The 17,954-nt window shown below is 60.0% G+C and carries 18 protein-coding genes; 12 read left to right on the top strand and 6 right to left on the bottom strand.

Annotation, left to right across the window (positions count from 1 at the left end; translation table 11 throughout):
• Positions 1 to 32: 32 nt before the first annotated feature.
• Positions 33 to 509 (top strand): transcription elongation factor GreA, encoded by a 477-nt coding sequence (gene greA, locus ACE3SS_RS05920; RefSeq protein ID WP_374592241.1) that lies wholly within the window; start codon positions 33 to 35, stop codon positions 507 to 509.
• A 169-nt stretch (positions 510 to 678) separates the two neighbouring features.
• Here the strand turns inward: greA and ACE3SS_RS05915 are convergent, their stop codons facing one another.
• Complete coding sequence (locus ACE3SS_RS05915) at positions 679 to 1,152, bottom strand: YhbY family RNA-binding protein (RefSeq protein ID WP_374592240.1); 474 nt, start codon at positions 1,150 to 1,152, stop codon at positions 679 to 681.
• A gap of 20 nt (positions 1,153 to 1,172) precedes the next feature.
• Between ACE3SS_RS05915 and ACE3SS_RS05910 the strand changes: the two genes are divergently transcribed.
• The 4 genes from ACE3SS_RS05910 to glmM all read left to right on the top strand — a co-directional run bounded on the left by ACE3SS_RS05910 (position 1,173) and on the right by glmM (position 6,205).
• Positions 1,173 to 1,871 (top strand): RlmE family RNA methyltransferase, encoded by a 699-nt coding sequence (locus ACE3SS_RS05910; protein WP_374592239.1) that lies wholly within the window; start codon positions 1,173 to 1,175, stop codon positions 1,869 to 1,871.
• Between the two features lie 168 nt (positions 1,872 to 2,039).
• Complete coding sequence (gene ftsH / locus ACE3SS_RS05905; RefSeq protein ID WP_374592251.1) at positions 2,040 to 3,956, top strand: ATP-dependent zinc metalloprotease FtsH; 1,917 nt, start codon at positions 2,040 to 2,042, stop codon at positions 3,954 to 3,956.
• A 45-nt stretch (positions 3,957 to 4,001) separates the two neighbouring features.
• Positions 4,002 to 4,850 carry a dihydropteroate synthase gene (folP, locus tag ACE3SS_RS05900; RefSeq protein ID WP_374592238.1) on the top strand — a complete coding sequence of 283 codons (849 nt, stop codon included), beginning with the start codon at positions 4,002 to 4,004 and terminating at the stop codon, positions 4,848 to 4,850.
• Positions 4,851 to 4,873: 23 nt separating this feature from the next.
• On the top strand, positions 4,874 to 6,205 hold the full coding sequence (glmM, locus tag ACE3SS_RS05895) for a phosphoglucosamine mutase (RefSeq protein WP_374592237.1): 1,332 nt from the start codon (positions 4,874 to 4,876) through the stop codon (positions 6,203 to 6,205).
• Between the two features lie 88 nt (positions 6,206 to 6,293).
• On the opposite strand, the gene ACE3SS_RS05890 is transcribed toward glmM, so the two are convergent.
• On the bottom strand, positions 6,294 to 6,776 hold the full coding sequence (locus ACE3SS_RS05890) for a fasciclin domain-containing protein (protein ID WP_374592236.1): 483 nt from the start codon (positions 6,774 to 6,776) through the stop codon (positions 6,294 to 6,296).
• Between the two features lie 216 nt (positions 6,777 to 6,992).
• On the opposite strand from ACE3SS_RS05890, the gene pstS reads away from it, so the two are divergent.
• The 7 genes from pstS (at position 6,993) to phoR (ending at position 13,727) form a co-directional block, all read left to right on the top strand.
• Positions 6,993 to 8,018, top strand: coding sequence for a phosphate ABC transporter substrate-binding protein PstS (gene pstS / locus ACE3SS_RS05885; protein ID WP_374592250.1), 1,026 nt, complete (start codon positions 6,993 to 6,995; stop codon positions 8,016 to 8,018).
• A 122-nt stretch (positions 8,019 to 8,140) separates the two neighbouring features.
• Positions 8,141 to 9,163, top strand: a complete 1,023-nt coding sequence (gene pstC, locus ACE3SS_RS05880) for a phosphate ABC transporter permease PstC (RefSeq protein ID WP_374592235.1) — start codon at positions 8,141 to 8,143, stop codon at positions 9,161 to 9,163.
• The gene (gene pstA, locus ACE3SS_RS05875) at positions 9,160 to 10,023 is read left to right on the top strand and encodes a phosphate ABC transporter permease PstA (protein ID WP_374592234.1); all 864 of its coding nucleotides are present in this window, start codon (positions 9,160 to 9,162) and stop codon (positions 10,021 to 10,023) included. Before pstC ends, pstA begins: the two co-directional genes overlap by 4 nt.
• 14 nt (positions 10,024 to 10,037) lie before the next feature.
• Complete coding sequence (pstB, locus tag ACE3SS_RS05870) at positions 10,038 to 10,823, top strand: phosphate ABC transporter ATP-binding protein PstB (RefSeq protein ID WP_374592233.1); 786 nt, start codon at positions 10,038 to 10,040, stop codon at positions 10,821 to 10,823.
• Positions 10,824 to 10,888: 65 nt separating this feature from the next.
• Positions 10,889 to 11,596 (top strand): phosphate signaling complex protein PhoU, encoded by a 708-nt coding sequence (gene phoU / locus ACE3SS_RS05865; protein WP_374592232.1) that lies wholly within the window; start codon positions 10,889 to 10,891, stop codon positions 11,594 to 11,596.
• A gap of 34 nt (positions 11,597 to 11,630) precedes the next feature.
• Positions 11,631 to 12,332, top strand: a complete 702-nt coding sequence (gene phoB, locus ACE3SS_RS05860) for a phosphate regulon transcriptional regulator PhoB (protein WP_374592231.1) — start codon at positions 11,631 to 11,633, stop codon at positions 12,330 to 12,332.
• 33 nt (positions 12,333 to 12,365) lie between these two features.
• Entirely contained in the window at positions 12,366 to 13,727 is a 1,362-nt protein-coding gene (gene phoR, locus ACE3SS_RS05855; protein WP_374592230.1) for a phosphate regulon sensor histidine kinase PhoR, read from the top strand.
• Between the two features lie 41 nt (positions 13,728 to 13,768).
• On the opposite strand, the gene ACE3SS_RS05850 is transcribed toward phoR, so the two are convergent.
• The 4 genes from ACE3SS_RS05850 to trxA form a co-directional block, all read right to left on the bottom strand.
• A complete protein-coding gene (locus ACE3SS_RS05850; RefSeq protein WP_374592229.1) occupies positions 13,769 to 15,469 on the bottom strand; it encodes a hypothetical protein in 1,701 nt (566 codons plus the stop codon).
• A 215-nt stretch (positions 15,470 to 15,684) separates the two neighbouring features.
• Positions 15,685 to 15,945, bottom strand: coding sequence for a type B 50S ribosomal protein L31 (locus tag ACE3SS_RS05845; protein WP_374592228.1), 261 nt, complete (start codon positions 15,943 to 15,945; stop codon positions 15,685 to 15,687).
• A 135-nt stretch (positions 15,946 to 16,080) separates the two neighbouring features.
• A complete protein-coding gene (gene rho, locus ACE3SS_RS05840) occupies positions 16,081 to 17,343 on the bottom strand; it encodes a transcription termination factor Rho (protein ID WP_374592227.1) in 1,263 nt (420 codons plus the stop codon).
• Between the two features lie 273 nt (positions 17,344 to 17,616).
• Complete coding sequence (trxA, locus tag ACE3SS_RS05835) at positions 17,617 to 17,946, bottom strand: thioredoxin TrxA (RefSeq protein ID WP_374592226.1); 330 nt, start codon at positions 17,944 to 17,946, stop codon at positions 17,617 to 17,619.
• Between the last annotated feature and the right edge of the window lie 8 nt (positions 17,947 to 17,954).

The raw sequence follows: 17,954 nt of genomic DNA, 5'->3' as shown, positions 1-17,954 counted from the left end.
GCGGCTCGTTTTTTGTTGCCGAGGAAGACTCCATGTCCACCATTCCGCTCACCCGACGTGGCGCCGAGAAACTGAAAGAAGAGCTGCATCGCTTGAAGACCATCGAGCGTCCGGCCGTCGTCAATGCCATCGCCGAAGCGCGCGCTCAAGGCGATCTGTCCGAGAACGCCGAATACGACGCTGCGAAAGATAAGCAGGGGTTCATCGAGGGGCGCATTCTCGAAATTGAAGGCAAGCTCGCGGCGGCTCAGATCATCGATCCAACGTCGCTGGACGCAGGCGGCCGTGTGGTTTTCGGCGCCACGGTTGAAATGGAAATCGAGAGCACCGGCGATATCGTGATCTACCAGATCGTGGGCGATGATGAGGCCGACCTCAAGGAAGGCAAGATTTCGATTGGCTCTCCGATTGCTCGAGCTCTGATCGGCAAGGAAGCGGGGGATGTTGCGTCGGTTCAAGCCCCTGGCGGAATACGCAACTACGAAATCATTGAAGTCCGCTACATCTGAAGAACAAGCATGACCATGCTGGTACGCTTGCAGGTCATGATGCCCTGACCGCGGGCCGGCATGCTGCTGACTTTTGTAGGCCGCGGTGCTTGGCTACGAAGTGCTGCCGCCCATGTTGGACACGCTTGTGCGACGTCGAGGCGCTGCAAGAGTGCGTGAGCGGCGGCGATCAACCTTGGCTTTGCTTCTTGAAGCTGGTCGCGCGTTTCTTGACACGCTTGATCGAGCCGCCTGCGGTGACGCGTTGATTGCCCATGATCTTGACCTTGCTGACCGTCGGTCGGCGCGTGCCGCTACGGGATGCCTTGACGACGGTTACCACGCGCGGACCTGGGTTGCGGCTCTCGCCCGCATCCTTGGCCTTCGCCGAAACGGGGCGCCACAAAATCAGAAGCTTGCCAATGTGCTGGATCGGTGCGGCGCCAAGGGTGTCGCAAAGCGTGACCAAGATGGTTTCGCGAGCGTCTCGGTCATCAGAGAACACGCGGACCTTGATCAGGCCGTGAGCCTTGAGCGCAGCATCGGTTTCTTTGACGACGGCAGGAGTCAATCCATCCGAGCCAATCAGAACGACCGGATTGAGATGATGTGCATCGGCTCGGTGGGCCTTGCGCTGGGCAGGTGTCAATGTAATTGCGGGCATCCTCATATTATCGGTGCACGATGAAAGTAAAAACCAAGAGCAAGAAGGTGAACAAGGCGTGGTTGCATGATCACGTCACGGATCCCTACGTCAAGTTGGCGCAGAAAGAGGGCTATCGAGCCCGAGCGGCCTACAAGCTGAAAGAAATCGACGAGGCCTTGGGGCTGATCAAGCCGGGACAGTTGGTTGTCGATCTGGGCGCCGCGCCGGGGGCCTGGAGTCAATACATTCGTCGCAAATTCGCCCCCAAGCAGGCCGGGATCGGTGGGGCGGCGTCCGGCCAATTGGACGGCGTCATCATTGCGCTCGATTTGCTCGACTTCGAACCCATTGATGGCGTGACCTTCATCCAAGGCGATTTTCGTGAGGACGCCGTGCTGAGGCAGTTGCATGAAGCCGTGAACGGGCGTGCCGTGGACGTGGTCGTTTCCGATATGGCGCCCAATTTGTCGGGCATTGAATCATCCGACTCGGCCAGGATTGAACACTTGGTTGAGTTGGCCGTGGAATTCGCCCAAGAAAACCTGAAACCAGCGGGGGCCTTGGTCTGCAAAGTCTTCCACGGTAGCGGCTATAGCCAATTGGTCGAGCTGTTTCAAAAGAATTTTCGTGTGGTGAAACCGGTCAAGCCGAAAGCATCACGAGACAAGTCGTCCGAGACATTTCTGGTTGGAATAGGGCTCAAGTCGGCAGGTAAAAATGTCGATTCGACCGAATAGCGTCGGTTTGGTGTGGCTGTTGCGCCGGCGGCAGGGATAAATTCGACTGGGGTCTAGACTTGACTCGTCTAGAATCGTCCCCACATACCGCGTAGTCGATCCGCGCTTTTCATGGCCGACCTTCAGGTCGCCGGCACGGGTTTCGATGGAATTGGAAAAGGAGCCGCGGTGAACAATCAATGGTTCTCGAAGTTGGCAGTTTGGCTGGTGATTGCCTTGGTGCTGTTCACCGTATTCAAGCAGTTTGATCACAATTCGGCCAACGGGGCGCAAATCGGCTACTCCGATTTTCTTGAAGAGGTGCGGGCCAAGCACATCAAGAGCGTGACGCTGCAAGAGGGCGGCAACGGTGGCACCGATATCGTGGCGATCACCAGCGACGACAAGAAGCTCCATACCACTGCCACATACCTGGATCGAGGCCTGATCGGCGACCTGATCAACAACAACGTCAAGTTCGACGTCAAGCCCCGCGAGGAGCCGTCGCTGCTGCTGGGGCTGTTGTATTCGTGGGGGCCCATGCTGCTCCTGATCGGCGTGTGGATCTACTTCATGCGTCAGATGCAGGGGGGCGGCAAAGGTGGCGCATTCAGCTTCGGCAAAAGTCGGGCACGGATGCTCGACGAGAGCAACAATTCGGTCACCTTCGCCGATGTGGCGGGTTGCGATGAGGCCAAGGAAGAAGTCAAAGAACTGGTCGACTTCCTGAAGGATCCGCAGAAATTCCAGAAACTGGGCGGGCGCATTCCGCGCGGCGTCTTGATGGTGGGCCCCCCGGGGACAGGCAAGACCTTGCTGGCCAAGTCGATTGCCGGTGAAGCCAAGGTTCCGTTCTTCTCGATTTCTGGTTCTGACTTCGTCGAGATGTTTGTTGGTGTTGGCGCAGCTCGTGTGCGCGACATGTTCGAGCAGGCGAAGAAGAATGCGCCGTGCATCATCTTCGTCGATGAAATCGATGCTGTGGGGCGTCACCGCGGTGCAGGTCTTGGTGGTGGCAACGATGAGCGCGAACAGACGCTCAATCAGATGCTCGTCGAGATGGATGGCTTTGAGACCAATCTCGGCGTGATCGTGATTGCCGCAACCAACCGTCCGGACATCCTCGACCCCGCCTTGCTGCGTCCCGGCCGTTTCGACCGTCAGGTTTATGTGACCCTGCCCGATGTGCGTGGTCGCGAGCAGATCCTGAATGTTCACATCCGCAAGGTTCCGGTGAGTCAGGACGTTCGCCCTGACATCCTGGCCCGAGGAACGCCAGGCTTCTCCGGTGCCGATTTGGCGAACTTGGTCAACGAGGCTGCGCTGTTTGCCGCTCGTCGCAACGGCCGTGTCGTCGAGATGCAGGACTTCGAGAAGGCCAAGGACAAGATCATGATGGGCCCCGAGCGCAAGTCCATGGTCATGCCCGAGGATGAGCGTCGCAACACGGCGTATCACGAAGCAGGCCATGCTTTGCTCGGCAAGCTGTTGCCGAAGTGCGATCCTGTGCACAAGGTCACGATCATTCCGCGTGGTCGTGCCTTGGGTGTGACCATGTCTTTGCCTGAGCGCGACAAATACAGCTACGACCGACAGTACATGGAGAGCCAGATTTCCATGTTGTTCGGGGGCCGGATCGCCGAAGAGGTCTTCATGCATCAGATGACGACTGGCGCGAGCAATGACTTTGAGCGTGCAACGCAGATCGCACGCGACATGGTCACGCGCTACGGCATGACGGATGCGTTGGGGCCGATGGTCTACGCGGATAACGAAGGTGAAGTGTTTCTTGGCCGCTCGGTGACCAAGACGACCAACATGTCCGAGCAGACCATGCAAAAGGTCGATTCTGAGATTCGCCGCATCATCGATACCCAATATGCTTTGGCTCGCAAGCTGATCGAGGACAACCAAGACAAGATGTATGCGATGGCTACCGCGCTGCTTGACTGGGAAACGATCGACGCTGATCAGGTCGACGACATCATGGCGGGCAAGCCGCCTCGGCCTCCGAAAGACTGGACGCCCTCAGCCAACAAGTCGAGTGGAGGCGGTGGTGGGGCGACACCGCCGGTTAACACGGACGGAGCACCGGCTGCGGTGTAATCGATCTGCATTGAAAATTTAACGGGGCTGAGGCCCCGTTTCTTTATGTCGCAATCTGTTTGGCACACCGGCCGTTTTGAAATCGATTTAGCGTGTCCTCGCGTGATGGGCATTGTGAACGTCACGCCGGATTCGTTCTCCGATGGTGGGGATCACCTGGATCTGACGGCCGCGTTGAATCATTGCGAGCGACTGCTGAAAGAGGGCGCGGACATTCTTGATATCGGCGGCGAATCGAGCCGACCTGGTGCGTTGCCAGTTCCATTGGGCGAAGAGCTTCGGCGGGTAACGCCGGTGCTGCGCCATGCTGTGAAGCTGGGCGTGCCTGTTTCGATCGATACCTACAAGCCGGATGTCATGGCGCATGCGCTCGACTTGGGCGTGGACATCATCAACGATATTTATGGCTTGCGGCGACCTGGTGCGTTGGATGTCGTGAGTGCACATGCGGCATGCGGGGTGTGCCTGATGCACATGCGTGGCGAACCAGCTTCGATGCAGCAGCAGGTGATTTCGAATGACGTGGTCGACGATGTGCGGTCGTTTTTGGCCGCACGTGTCGAGGTGCTTACCCAGCTGGGGGTTGACGCCTGTCGCGTTGTGCTGGACCCTGGCATCGGTTTCGGCAAGACGGTTGAGCAGAATTTTGAATTGCTGCGCCGTCAAGCGGAACTACTGGATTTGGGGCTCCCCATATTGGTCGGGTGGTCGAGAAAGTCGTCGCTGGGCGCGGTGTCTGGCCGCCCGGCAGGCGAGCGAGGTGTGCTGAGCGCGGCTGCCGCTCTGGCAGCGGTGCAGCTGGGTGCTCGCGTCGTGCGTGTGCACGATGTGGCCGATACGGTCGATGCATTGAAGGTTTGGGGGCTGGCGGGTTTGTGCAGGCCTCGTCATTGATGAGTAATTGAAGAGACGGCAATATGAGAAAGTATTTCGGCACGGACGGTATTCGCGGGACGGTTGGGCAGGGCGCGATCACTCCTGATTTCATGTTGCGCTTGGGGCATGCGGTGGGGCATGTTCTCCGTCGTGGTGATGAGCGGCCCACCGTACTGATTGGAAAAGATACGCGCATATCCGGCTACATGCTTGAAGCTGCCCTGGAGGCTGGTTTCTCGTCGGCTGGTGTCGATGTGGTTTTGACCGGACCACTTCCCACGCCTGGTGTCGCTTACTTGACTAGAGCGCTGCGCTTGTCGCTGGGCGTTGTGATCAGCGCGTCACATAACCCGTTTGGCGACAATGGGATCAAGTTCTTCTCGGAGCGCGGTGAAAAGTTGCCGGACGAGTGCGAGTTGGCCGTGGAGGCCGCCTTGGAGGAGTCGCCGCAATGGTCTGACTCACGCGGATTGGGCAGGGCTCGCCGCCTGACCGACGCCGGCGGGCGATACATCGAGTTTTGCAAGAGCACGTTTTCGACCGATCTCTCGCTGCGTGGTCTGCGGATCGTGGTGGATGCCGCGCACGGAGCCGCCTACCAAGTTGCTCCGGCAGTCTTTCACGAGCTTGGTGCCGAGGTGATTCCGATCGGGTGCAGCCCTGATGGCCTGAACATCAACGACGGTGTGGGCGCCACTGCTCCCGACGCGTTGGTGCGAGCCGTGCGCGCCAACCATGCGCATTTCGGTATCGCTCTCGACGGCGATGCTGACCGCTTGCAATTGGTTGATCAAGCCGGGCGGCTCTATAACGGCGATGAGTTGCTGTACGTGATGGTGGCGGATCGCTTGGCTCAAGGGCAACCCGTTCCGGGGGCGGTGGGCACCTTGATGACCAACATGGCCGTGGAATTGGCTTTGCAGCGACAAGGTGTCGAGTTCGTTCGCGCGAAGGTGGGCGACCGGTATGTGCTGGAGGAGCTGCAGGCGCGCAAGTGGACTCTCGGCGGAGAAGGGTCGGGCCATTTGATCGCGCTTGATCGTCACACGACCGGTGACGGCATGGTTAGCGCATTGGCCGTCTTGCAGGCCGTCGTGCGCGGTGAACGCACCTTGTCCGACTGGTTGTCTGGAGTTTCGCTGTTTCCCCAAAAGCTCATCAACGTGCGACTCAAGCCGGACGGGGCGGATTGGCGCGACAACCCTGCGCTGATTTCAGCGCAAGCTGCCGTCAGCGCCGAACTGACTGGCAAGGGACGCACGCTGATTCGTGCGTCTGGAACCGAACCGGTGGTGCGCGTGATGGTTGAAGCGCAAGATGCCGAGCTGGCTGATCGCGCGGCTCGGCGCTTGGCTGAGGTGATTGCCGGCTAAGCAGGGCCGCTGCGCGCAACGGGCTTGCGCGTCCTTCCATGAACGAACGCCCGGCTGGCCCGGGCGTTTTTGTGCGCCTTGGCCGAGCTTATTGCTTAGGTGGGGTCAGCACGCGGTCAATGACATGCACGACGCCATTGGTGGCAATGATGTCTGTTCGGGTGACAACGGCATCTTCGACCGTCACGAATGAGCCAGAACGAGACAAGGCCAGCGAGGCGCCTTGAACGCTCTTGACCGAGCTGTTCTTGACGTCTGTGGCCAGCAAGGTGCCAGGCACGACGTGGAAGCTCAACACCGTTTTCGCGGCTGCAGCATCCTTGAGTCGGGTCTGCATGGCTGCCGAGACGCTACCAATCGCTTCGTTGCTTGGAACGAACACGGTGAACGGACCGGGGCCGCGCAGTGTTTCGTCCAGCCCTGCATTCGCAATCAGTTGACTCGCCGCCGACAGTTGCGGGTCGGCCGCGATTGTTTCAGCCAGGTTTTTGGGGCCCGAGGAAGTGGCGCAGCCGGCCAGGAGTGCCAACGTGGCGCTGACAGATGCGAGGATCAGAGTACGTTTTTTCATGTGCGTCCTTCGGTCTTGGATGGTGGCCTTGTAGCAAGGCAGGACGCACGATAGAAGTCGATTGTGTCAATTGCATGACCAATCCATGACGCGGATCGTGACACCAAGAGGAGCCCATCAGCAATAGCGGAGCGTCATTTGAGTGTCACAATTGATTATTACAGTGATCGCGTGAACCTAGCTAAACCCCTGAAAGGTGTGCGCATGACTATCAAAATGATCCGCTCGGTGATGGCGCTGAGTATGGCAACTTCGTTTGCCGGTGTGGTGTTTGCTCAAGATGTGACGGGTGCAGGTGCGTCGTTCCCCGCCCCGATTTACTCGAAGTGGGCTGACACCTACAACAAGGCAACGGGTGTGCGAATCAACTATCAATCGGTTGGTTCGGGCGCGGGCATCAAGCAGATCAAGGCCAAGACCGTGGACTTCGGGGCCTCGGACATGCCCTTGAAGGACGAAGAGCTCTCGAAGGACGGGCTTGTCCAGTTCCCGACCGTCATTGGCGGTGTGGTGCCGGTGGTGAATATCAAGGGCGTGCAGCCTGGTCAACTAAAGCTGACGGGGCAACTCCTGGGCGATATCTACCTCGGCAAGGTTACCAAGTGGAATGACGCTCAGATCACGACGTTGAATCCTGGTGTGTCGCTGCCGGACGCGCTGATCTCGGTGGTTCGTCGTGCCGATGGTTCTGGCACGAGTTTCATCTTCACGAACTATCTGTCGAAGGTGAACCCTGAATGGAAAGCCAAGGTTGGCGAGGGTACGGCGGTGAATTGGCCGACGGGCGCCGGCGGCAAGGGTAATGAGGGCGTTTCTTCCTATGTTCAGCGTTTGCCGAACTCGATCGGCTACGTTGAATACGCCTACGCCAAGCAAAACAAGATGGAGTACGTGACCTTGCGTAACCATGCTGGCAATTTTGTGGCCCCCGATGATCTGACCTTCAAGGCAGCGGCCGCATCGGCCGAATGGAGCAAGAGCTTCTATCAAATCCTGACCGATCAGGCTGAAAAGGACGCATGGCCCATTACCGGCGCAACCTTCATCCTGATGCATAAGGTGCAGGACAAGCCGGCAACTGGCACCCAGGTTCTCAAATTCTTTGACTGGGCATATGTCAATGGTGACAAGGCCGCAGCGGAGCTTGAGTACGTGGCCCTGCCTGATTCCGTGAAGGCACTGGTTCGCAAGCAGTGGGCAGGCATTGCCGACGCTGCAGGCAAATCGATCTCCATCAAGTAATTGATTGGCGGGCCCGCTTGGTCACTCGTGTGACCAATGCCGGCCCGTTTTGGTTTTGTCTACGAAGGGTTGGATGGACATCCGCGCTTTCGTGAATAACTTGTGCGATGTCAGGAGAGCTCATGTCTGCCACTCTTCCCGCTCCCGCAATGAATGATTTGAAGCAAGTAGCGCATAGCAAGACTCAACCGCCTCAACCGGCGCGGAAGGTTGTTGCGCCCTGGGCTGATGCCGTGTTTGCCATGTTGGCGCGTGGCGCCGCGTTGCTGACGCTTGGTCTGCTGCTGGGCATCATTGCTTCTTTGGTCGTTGGGGCTGCACCGGCGATCAAAGAATATGGCTTGAGCTTCTTGTGGCGTTCCGAGTGGGATCCCGTGCAGGATCACTACGGCGGGCTCGTGATGATCTACGGCACGTTGATGACGTCGCTCATCGCGCTGCTGATCGCCGTTCCGGTCAGTTTCGGCATCGCACTGTTCCTCACCGAGTTGTCTCCCGGCTGGCTGAAGCGGCCGCTGGGGATTGCTGTCGAGTTGCTGGCCGCCGTGCCCTCCATCGTCTACGGCATGTGGGGTTTGCTGGTGTTCGGGCCGATCCTGGCCTCGTTCGTGCAGCAGCCTTTGCAATCGGTTTTCTCAGCTGTGCCGGTGCTGGGCGCCTTGTTTTCAGGCCCACCGGTCGGGATCGGGATTCTGTCTGCCGGAATCATCCTGGCGATCATGATCATCCCGTTCATTGCGTCGGTCATGCGCGACGTTTTCGAGGTCACGCCTCCTTTGCTCAAGGAGTCTGCCTACGGTCTGGGGTCGACGACCTGGGAGGTGATGTGGAAGGTGGTTCTGCCCTACACGAAGACAGGTGTGATTGGCGGGATCATGCTGGGTTTGGGTCGGGCGTTGGGTGAAACCATGGCTGTGACATTCGTCATCGGCAACATGAACCAGCTCAACTCGCTGTCGTTGTTCGAGGCTGCCAACAGCATTACGTCTGCGTTGGCCAATGAATTTGCCGAGGCCGGTGAAGGCTTGCATCAGGCCTCGCTGATCTACCTCGGTCTGGTGTTGTTCTTCATCACCTTTGTGGTGCTGGCGTTCTCGAAGATGCTGCTGGCACGCTTGAAGAAGGCTGAAGGAGCCCGCTCATGAGTTCGCAACACCATGCGGCGCGGCGCGCCATGCATGCCAAGCGCAAGCGCACCAACGCCATTGCGCTCACCCTCTCGCTGGCGGCAATGGCCTTCGGCGTGTTCTGGCTGACCTGGATTCTGTTTGAGACGGTGCGTCTCGGCTTGGGCGGGTTGAGTCTGGCCACGTTCACCGAGATGACGCCTGCGCCTCAGGCGGACGCGGGCGGCTTGGCGAACGCCATTGCCGGCTCGGGTTTGATGGTGACTGGCGCGACCTTGATCGGTACCCCGATTGGCATCCTGGCGGGCATCTACCTGGCTGAGTACGGTCAGCGCACCTGGCTGGGCAGTGTGACGCGCTTCATCAACGACATCCTGCTGTCCGCCCCGTCCATCGTGGTCGGGTTGTTCATTTATTCGGTGGTGGTGGCTCGAGCTAGATCATTTTCAGCCTGGGCCGGGGTGCTCGCGCTGGCTTTGATCGTGATCCCGGTGGTGATTCGCACCACCGAGAACATGTTGATGCTGGTGCCCAACTCGTTGCGCGAGGCTGCCTACGCGTTGGGCATGCCGAAGTGGCGCGTGATCATGTCGATCACCGTGAAGTCGGCGCGAGCTGGCGTGATCACCGGGGTGCTGTTGGCCGTTGCGCGGATCGCGGGTGAGACCGCGCCTCTGCTGTTCACGGCGCTGTCAAACCAGTTCTGGTCGCTCAACATGGGGCAACCCATGGCGAGCTTGCCGGTCACGATTTTCAAATTCGCCATGAGCCCATACGAGAACTGGCAAAAGCTGGCTTGGGCGGGTGTGTTCCTGATCACGGTGGGCGTGTTGCTGCTGAATGTTTTGGCGCGCAGCTTGTTCCGCAATCGTCATTGAATTGGGGCTCTCTGATGGATACCAAAGTGCATGTGCCTGCCACTGACATGGCCAAGCTGTCGGTTCGCAATCTGAATTTCTACTATGGCAAGTTCCATGCGTTGAAGAACGTCAACATGGAGTTGCCCGAGAAGAAGGTCACCGCGTTCATCGGCCCGTCGGGCTGCGGCAAGTCCACCTTGCTGCGCACCTTCAACCGCATGTTCGAGCTCTACCCTGAGCAGCGCGCGCAGGGTGAAATCCTGCTCGATGGCGAAGACATCCTAACCTCGAAAGACGATGTGTCGTTGTTGCGCGCGAAAGTGGGCATGGTGTTCCAGAAGCCGACGCCGTTTCCGATGTCCATCTACGACAACATCGCCTTCGGCGTGCGACTGTTCGAGAAACTCTCGCGGCCTGAAATGGACGAGCGTGTCGAATGGGCCCTGAAAAAGGCAGCGCTGTGGAACGAGGTGAAGGACAAATTGCAGCAAAGCGGCTCGGGTTTGTCGGGCGGTCAGCAGCAACGCTTGTGCATTGCTCGCGGCATAGCCATCAAGCCGGAGGTGCTCCTCCTCGATGAACCGTGCTCGGCACTCGACCCGATCTCGACGGGGAAGGTCGAGGAGTTGATTCACGAGTTGAAGAGCGACTACACCGTGCTCATCGTGACCCACAACATGCAGCAGGCGGCGCGCTGCTCCGACTACACCGCCTACATGTATCTCGGCGAGCTGATTGAATTCGGCCCGACTTCCGAGTTGTTCATGAAGCCGAAGAAGAAGGACACCGAGGACTACATCACCGGTCGATTCGGCTGAAGCCGGTTTTCAACCTGGGTTGATTTGTCGCTAGCTGTTGACGCTGAATTTGAGAGAGGCACGTAATGACCGAGAAGCATTTGTCGACGCAATTCGATACCGAGCTGAGCGCGATTTCGTCGCGGGTGCTTGAAATGGGTGGGTTGGTCGAGTCGCAGGTGGCGCAAGCCATCTACGCGCTGACTCATTTCAGCGGGGACATCGCCAGCCAGGTTCTGGAGGTCGAGGAACGCGTCAACTCGATGGAGGTCGAAATCGACAGCGATTTGTCCACCATCATCGCGCGCCGTCAGCCGACCGCTCGCGACTTGCGTCTGCTGATCGCCATTTCGAAAACCATCGGCAATCTGGAGCGTGTGGGTGACGAGGCCGCACGTATCGCGCGCACGGTGCAGCGTCTGATCAACACGGGGATGTCGAGCCGCTTGCGCTTGCCGGCGGGCGACGTGTCGTTCGAAGCGGGCTTGGCCACGACTTCGCTGCGCAAGGCGCTGGACGCTTTTGCCCGTCTTGACACACACAAGGCCCTCGAGGTGATCAAGCAGGACAACCAGATCGACCAGGAGTTCGAAGGGCTGATGCGCAAGCTCATCACCTACATGATGGAAGACCCGCGCACGATCACGGCCAGTATCGACTTGGTGTTCGTCGCCAAGGCGATCGAGCGGGTGGGTGATCACGCCAAGAACTTGGCGGAGCAGATCATCTACATCGTCAAGGGGACGGATGTGCGGCATAACACGGTCGAGGCGGTCGAATCCGTTCTCAAGTGAGCCGTCGTTGCATTGAATCGATAAGGAGTCCGGAATGAGCCGAGTGCTGGTTGTTGAAGACGAGGCCGCGATTGCCGAACTGATTTCACTGAATCTGCGGCATGCGGGCTACGAAGTGTCCGTAGCGACGACTGCGGATCAGGCTCAGAGCGAAGTGACCCGCGTGCTGCCTGATCTGGTCATCCTGGATTGGATGTTGCCTGGGCAGTCCGGTTTGTCGCTGGCAAAGCGTTGGCGCGGTGACCCGCGCACCAAGGATCTGCCGGTGATCATGTTGACGGCCCGCACGGACGAGACCGATAAAGTCGCCGGGCTGGATGCCGGCGCCGACGACTACCTCACCAAGCCTTTCTCGACCAACGAGTTGATGGCACGCATTCGTGCGGTGTTGCGTCGCAAGGCGCCCGAGGCGCTGGACTCGGCTGTCGAGATTTGCGGGCTGCGCCTGGACCCGGCAACCCGCCGCGTCAGTCATGGCGAGAACGAGGTCAAGGTTGGTCCTACGGAATTCCGACTCCTGCACTTCTTGATGACGCATCCGGAGCGCGTGCATAGCCGCTCGCAACTGCTTGATCGCGTGTGGGGTGACCATGTCTTCATCGAGGAACGCACGGTCGATGTGCATGTCAAGCGCTTGCGTGAGGCATTGGCGCCGGTGAAGTGCTCGCATCTGATCGAAACGGTGCGTGGCGCAGGGTATCGCCTCACGCAGCAGGCGTCAGCCTTGACCGCCTAATAGACCTCTCGCACGGCATCACGCTCTTTCATCATGAAATGGAACGTCTCGCGCGTTGTCGCGGGTGTGTTTGCGCTTGTGGCAGGCAGCGCCTTGGGCTGGATGGCGGGGCGCCAGATGCCCAATCCGCTGCTGCCGGCGTTGATCGGCGCGAGCGTCGGGGTGCTGCTGATCGCCTTGGCCGACACATGGCACGGCTACCGCCTCTTGGAATGGCTGCGGCTGGGCACGGATTCTGCCGCGCCGTCCGACACCGGCATGTGGGGCGAGATCGCTCATCGCGTTGAACGCGCCTTGCGGTTGCGTGAGAACCAGGCTGAGCACGAGCGCGAGCGTTTGTCCGAGTTCTTCGAGGCCATCGAAGCGTCGCCCAACGGTGTGCTGCTGATGGATGCCAATGATCAGATCGATTGGTTCAGCTCGGTGGCGGCCGACCATTTTGGTCTGCAGCCGGAGCGTGATTTGCGCCAGCGCATCACCAACCTGGTTCGATCGCCGGCCTTTGTCAGCTACCTGCAGGCCGGCAACTTCGACATGCCCGTGAAGTTCGTCAACCCGCAAGGGCAAGGCATGCTCTCCGTGATGATTCGGGAATATGGCGATGGTCAGAAGCTCGTGCTCACGCAGGACATCACCGAGCGCGAGCGGGCCGAAACCATGCGGCGGGATTTCGTGGCCAACGTGTCGCACGAAATACGCACGCCGTTGACGGTGCTGTCCGGCTTTATCGAGACCCTGGCCAACCTCCCTTTGACGGAGGTGGAGCGCAAGCGAGTGTTGAGTCTGATGTCGCAGCAAACCGGGCGCATGCAGGCCTTGGTGAGCGATCTGTTGACCCTGGCGCAGCTCGAAGGCAGTCCTCGCCCGGCCCTGGATCGATGGGTTCCGGTGGCGCGCTTGTTGGCGCATGTCGAGTCGGATGCTCGATCGCTATCCCACGGTCGCCACCACCTCTCGTTTACGCCGGCGGCTGGCGACGTCCCGACTGCCGCCCAGATCGCCGGATCAGAGACCGAGTTGCTCAGCGCTCTGGCCAACCTTGTCAACAACGCCATACGCTACACGCCAGAAGGTGGGCATGTCGATGTGCGTTGGCGCGTCACGCCGGATGGTGAAGGTGAATTCCAGGTGCGTGATACGGGCGCCGGGATCGAGGCCGAGCATCTGCCGCGTCTGACCGAGCGCTTCTATCGCGTGGACGGCAGCCGTTCCCGCGACACGGGGGGAACGGGCTTGGGCTTGTCCATCGTCAAGCATGTTGTGCAGCGCCATGCGGGCGAATTGCACATCGAGAGCCAAGTGGGCCAGGGATCATGCTTCACGCTGGTATTCCCGCCGGCCCGGGTGCGAGCCTCCATCGAAGATGCCCGCAAGGGTGAGTCTCCGGCGGCCTGATCGTGCACCGAACGGTGCGAAGTGCGGCAGTTGCCGCGGCATCAAGGATTCTCTGACACCTGCTCCGAACCGCTTGCTCCCGAATCCGACTTGGCTATGCGCCGGTAGATCACGATCGACTCGGTGTTGATGGTGCGCTGTCGCTCGCGAGCGACTTGTTGCCAGCCGTCGATCGTGGGCGCGGCGCTGCGAGCCGGCAAACTGATGATGAGATAGCGTCTGCTGCTCTGATTTGCCGGCGTCTGGCCATCGACCTGCAGATGGCCGAAATACTCAAGCGCAGTCAACAAGCTGACATTGGCGCCGGGGGCGGCTACCGACGCATTGGTGGGCAGCCGACGCACGACGCGCTCGACGAGGTTGCGGTAGCTGCGCGCGTGATCGAGCAAGGGTAGCCATAGCGTCATCAGAAGCAGCCAGCACATGGTCACCCCACAAGCGGGCAGCACGAGGCTCTTCCAAAGCGCATGCTGATGCCGGCTGGTGCGCCATCTGACCAGTGCCAGCCAAGCCACTGTGCCGGCGGCTGCAAAGCAGATACCCAGCCATGACAGTGCGGGTTTGAAGCCCGGCGCCGCCAGTTTGAACACATTGGCGGCCGTCTTGGCTGGAACACCCGTGTACATGGCCGAGAAGATGAACCAGATGGCCAGCCCGATGGCCGTGAAGAAGAACACCGAGAACCAGTCGATGGCCGAGGAGACGCTGCGCTTGAGGGTCGGCAGCGCAAATGACGCCAGCACCGCGCTGGCAGGCAGCGATAGCAGCAAGGCGCGGTCTGATCCGCCCACCGCAATGCAGGCGACCACCCCCACACCACCCAGCGCCAAGGGGATGGCAATGTGTCGATACCGGACGTGGTGGCGCCATTGCCAGGCCGTCCAGCCCGCCATGGGCCAGGCGGGCCAGGTGAACCACGACAAGGTCTTGACCAGCTCGAACGGTGAGGGCGGCGCGCTGAGGCGCCAGGCCCAGGTCGAGGTGGCCCAGGCCGTGACGGTGGCCAGCACGGCGCTGGCGATCACCCAGGGAGCAAAGGCCTGGGTGTCGGAGTCGGTCGCCACGTAGCACAGCGCGATGCCCGCCGCGCCAGCCAGCAGCGCAATGCTGGGGCTGCCACTGCCAGCCATCAACGGCAGGGCAACCAACACGGCGGCTCGGGCAAAACGGGTTTTCATGGCCGCTGCGGACAGCGCGTAAAGGTAGGCCGAAAAGCCCGCCAGCTGCACCAGCTCGGGGGTGGTTTCATGCCCTAGTTGCAGCAGCCCGATCGTGGCGATCAGGGCCAGCAAGGCGCCATCGGCGATGGCGCGAGCGTAGTCACCTGGTTGCGCTTCGCCGCCGAAGGCCAGGGGCAAGGGCTGCGCTGCGTCGGATCGGGCCAAGTGGTAGGCGCTGTACCAGGTGAACAACAGGACGCTGCCCAGCATGAGCGTGAACGGAATCCGTGCCGCAAAGGCCGGATCCAACCACGGCAACAATTTGATGAAGGCGGCCCCCAGCCAGTAGGGGAACAAACCGCCACCCGTCGCCGGAATGCCGCCAACAGAGGGGGTGAACCAGTCAGACCAGCCACGCGCCACGCCCAGCATGTGCCCAAACGCCGCGATGTCGGCGTTCTTCCAGGGATCGCGACCGAACAGGCCGGGCAGCAGATACGCCGCGCAGAACAGGATCAACGCCAGACGGGGCAGGCGTTGAACGTCGCGTTGGGTAACGATGGCGGGGGTGGGAGTGTTCACGCCGGGAGCGAGTGTGATGCGGTGAGGCGAATGTGGTTGGCGGCGATTGTGCCTTGAGAGGCCCGGTTGCTCGGGCATATGTCGTCGCAGCAGCTAACCCTGCAGATGAATCTGGGTGCCGGCGGCACAAAAGCAAAAGGCAGCCTGAGCTGCCTTTGCTGAGAACCGGACTTGTGCGCTGGTGATTCGGAAAATCGGCCAACGCAAGTCGAGGTTTACTTCTTGATGCCGACGCGTGCGAACTTGTTGCGGAACTTCTCGACGCGGCCGCCCAGGGAGTCGATGCTCTTTTGGGTGCCGGTATAGAACGGATGCGATTCGCTGGAGGTTTCGAGCTTGAACAGGGGCAGCTCGCGGCCGTCTTCCCACTTCACGGTCTCACGAGTCGGAGCGCACGAGCGGGTGATGAACTTGAAACCGTTGGATTGATCCCAGAAAACCACGTCGCGGTAGTCGGGGTGGATGCCTTCTTTCATGGAAACCTCACGCTATTCAAATGTCGCCGGAAGCCACGCAGCACCATGCATGCGCACTCTCCGAAAGCGGAAAACCTGGGATTATAGCCGACAGGTTCCCCCTTGTGCCACCAAATTCAAGTTCTATCGCTTCGATCAGCCGCCGCGGCGCATCATGTCGAAGAAATCGTGGTTGTTCTTGGTGGACTTCATCTTGTCGAGGATGAACTCCATCGCCTCGATCTCGTCCATCGGGTAGAGCAGTTTGCGCAGGATCCAGCTCTTTTGCAGGATTTCGGGCTTCAGCAGCAGTTCTTCACGGCGGGTGCCTGACTTGTTGAGCAGGATGGACGGATACACCCGCTTCTCTGCCATGCGGCGATCCAGGTGGATTTCGCAGTTGCCGGTGCCCTTGAACTCTTCGTAGATCACTTCGTCCATGCGGCTGCCGGTGTCGATCAGGGCGGTGCCGATGATGGTCAGCGAGCCGCCTTCTTCGATGTTGCGCGCCGCACCGAAGAAACGCTTGGGACGCTGCAGCGCATTGGCGTCCACGCCGCCGGTCAGCACCTTGCCACTCGACGGCAGCACGTTGTTGTAGGCGCGAGCCAGGCGGGTGATCGAGTCGAGCAGGATGATCACGTCCTTCTTGAGCTCGACCAGGCGCTTGGCGCGTTCGATCACCATTTCGGCGACTTGCACGTGGCGGGCAGCGGGCTCGTCGAAGGTCGAGCTGATCACTTCGCCGCGCACGGTGCGCTGCATTTCGGTCACTTCTTCGGGGCGTTCGTCAACCAGCAGCACGATCAGATGCACGTCCGGATAGTTGGCCGTGAGGGCGTGCGCCAGGTTCTGCATCATCACCGTCTTGCCGGTCTTGGGCGGCGCCACGAGCAGTGCGCGCTGGCCCTTGCCGATGGGGGCAATGAGGTCGACGATGCGACTGGTGATGTTTTCTTCGGATTTGATTTCGCGTTCGAGCTTGAACTGTTCTTTCGGGAACAGCGGCGTGAGGTTCTCGAACATGATCTTGTTCTTGTTGACCTCGGGCGACAGGCCGTTGATGCGATCCACCTTGACCAGCGCGAAGTAGCGTTCGCCGTCTTTGGGCACGCGGACTTCGCCTTCGATCATGTCGCCGGTGTGCAGGTTGAAGCGGCGGATCTGGCTGGGCGAGAGGTAGATGTCGTCCGTGGACGCCATGAAGCTGGTGTCGATGGCGCGCAGGAAGCCGAAGCCGTCGGGCAGGACTTCGAGCACGCCGTCACCGAACACTTGCTCGCCACCTTTGGCGCGCTTTTTCATGATGGCGAACATCAGCTCCTGCTTGCGCATGCGGCTGGTGTTTTCGAGCTCCAGCGTCTCGGCCATCTGGACGAGTTCGGTGATGTGGAGCGCTTTGAGTTCGGACAGGTGCATCGGGTCAGCCCTTGAGTGTCTGAGCTCGGCGGCCAAAAGCTGCCGGTAGCAAGAGACCAAGAATGTGAGTGGTGGTTCGCCGGTGTGCATGCGAGCGATATGCCGCATGCTGGCTTAACAAAAGTACGGGTTCGGGGGTTAGTCAGCGCAGGCTGTTGGCCTGGCGATACCGCGAGTCGCTTGCAAATGCTGATCGAAGCTCACGCGGTTGCCGATTTCGGCAGAGTCTTCGCGGTTGGCAGCATGTGGCGCAACCAACCGCTTGAGGGGGCATTATAGATTGGCATCGATGAAGGCCGTCAACTGGGCCTTCGAGAGTGCGCCAACCTTGGTGGCGGCCAGTTGACCGCCCTTGAAGATCATCAGGGTCGGGATGCCGCGGATGCCGAATTTGGCGGGGACGTCGCGGTTCTCGTCGACGTTCATCTTGGCCACGGCGAGGCGACCGTTGTAGGTGGTGGCGACTTCGTCGAGGATGGGCGCGATCATCTTGCACGGGCCGCACCACTCTGCCCAGTAATCGACCAGCACGGGTTGGCTGGCGTTCAGGACGTCGCTTTCAAACGATGCGTCCGAGATGTGTTTGATCAACTCGCTGCTCATGCTCAAAT

It is taken from the genome of Aquabacterium sp. (assembly GCF_041915145.1).
Taxonomy (GTDB): domain Bacteria; phylum Pseudomonadota; class Gammaproteobacteria; order Burkholderiales; family Burkholderiaceae_C; genus Aquabacterium.
This window is presented reverse-complemented; position numbering and strand designations above follow the sequence as displayed.

Coding starts and splice junctions, on each gene's coding strand:
- greA (WP_374592241.1), top strand. CDS start 33: ATGTCCACCATTCCGCTCACCCGACGTGGCGCCGAGAAACTGAAAGAA.
- ACE3SS_RS05915 (WP_374592240.1), bottom strand. CDS start 1,152: ATGCCCGCAATTACATTGACACCTGCCCAGCGCAAGGCCCACCGAGCC.
- ACE3SS_RS05910 (WP_374592239.1), top strand. CDS start 1,173: ATGAAAGTAAAAACCAAGAGCAAGAAGGTGAACAAGGCGTGGTTGCAT.
- folP (WP_374592238.1), top strand. CDS start 4,002: ATGTCGCAATCTGTTTGGCACACCGGCCGTTTTGAAATCGATTTAGCG.
- glmM (WP_374592237.1), top strand. CDS start 4,874: ATGAGAAAGTATTTCGGCACGGACGGTATTCGCGGGACGGTTGGGCAG.
- ACE3SS_RS05890 (WP_374592236.1), bottom strand. CDS start 6,776: ATGAAAAAACGTACTCTGATCCTCGCATCTGTCAGCGCCACGTTGGCA.
- pstS (WP_374592250.1), top strand. CDS start 6,993: ATGATCCGCTCGGTGATGGCGCTGAGTATGGCAACTTCGTTTGCCGGT.
- pstC (WP_374592235.1), top strand. CDS start 8,141: ATGTCTGCCACTCTTCCCGCTCCCGCAATGAATGATTTGAAGCAAGTA.
- pstA (WP_374592234.1), top strand. CDS start 9,160: ATGAGTTCGCAACACCATGCGGCGCGGCGCGCCATGCATGCCAAGCGC.
- pstB (WP_374592233.1), top strand. CDS start 10,038: ATGGATACCAAAGTGCATGTGCCTGCCACTGACATGGCCAAGCTGTCG.
- phoU (WP_374592232.1), top strand. CDS start 10,889: ATGACCGAGAAGCATTTGTCGACGCAATTCGATACCGAGCTGAGCGCG.
- phoB (WP_374592231.1), top strand. CDS start 11,631: ATGAGCCGAGTGCTGGTTGTTGAAGACGAGGCCGCGATTGCCGAACTG.
- phoR (WP_374592230.1), top strand. CDS start 12,366: ATGAAATGGAACGTCTCGCGCGTTGTCGCGGGTGTGTTTGCGCTTGTG.
- ACE3SS_RS05845 (WP_374592228.1), bottom strand. CDS start 15,945: ATGAAAGAAGGCATCCACCCCGACTACCGCGACGTGGTTTTCTGGGAT.
- rho (WP_374592227.1), bottom strand. CDS start 17,343: ATGCACCTGTCCGAACTCAAAGCGCTCCACATCACCGAACTCGTCCAG.
- trxA (WP_374592226.1), bottom strand. CDS start 17,946: ATGAGCAGCGAGTTGATCAAACACATCTCGGACGCATCGTTTGAAAGC.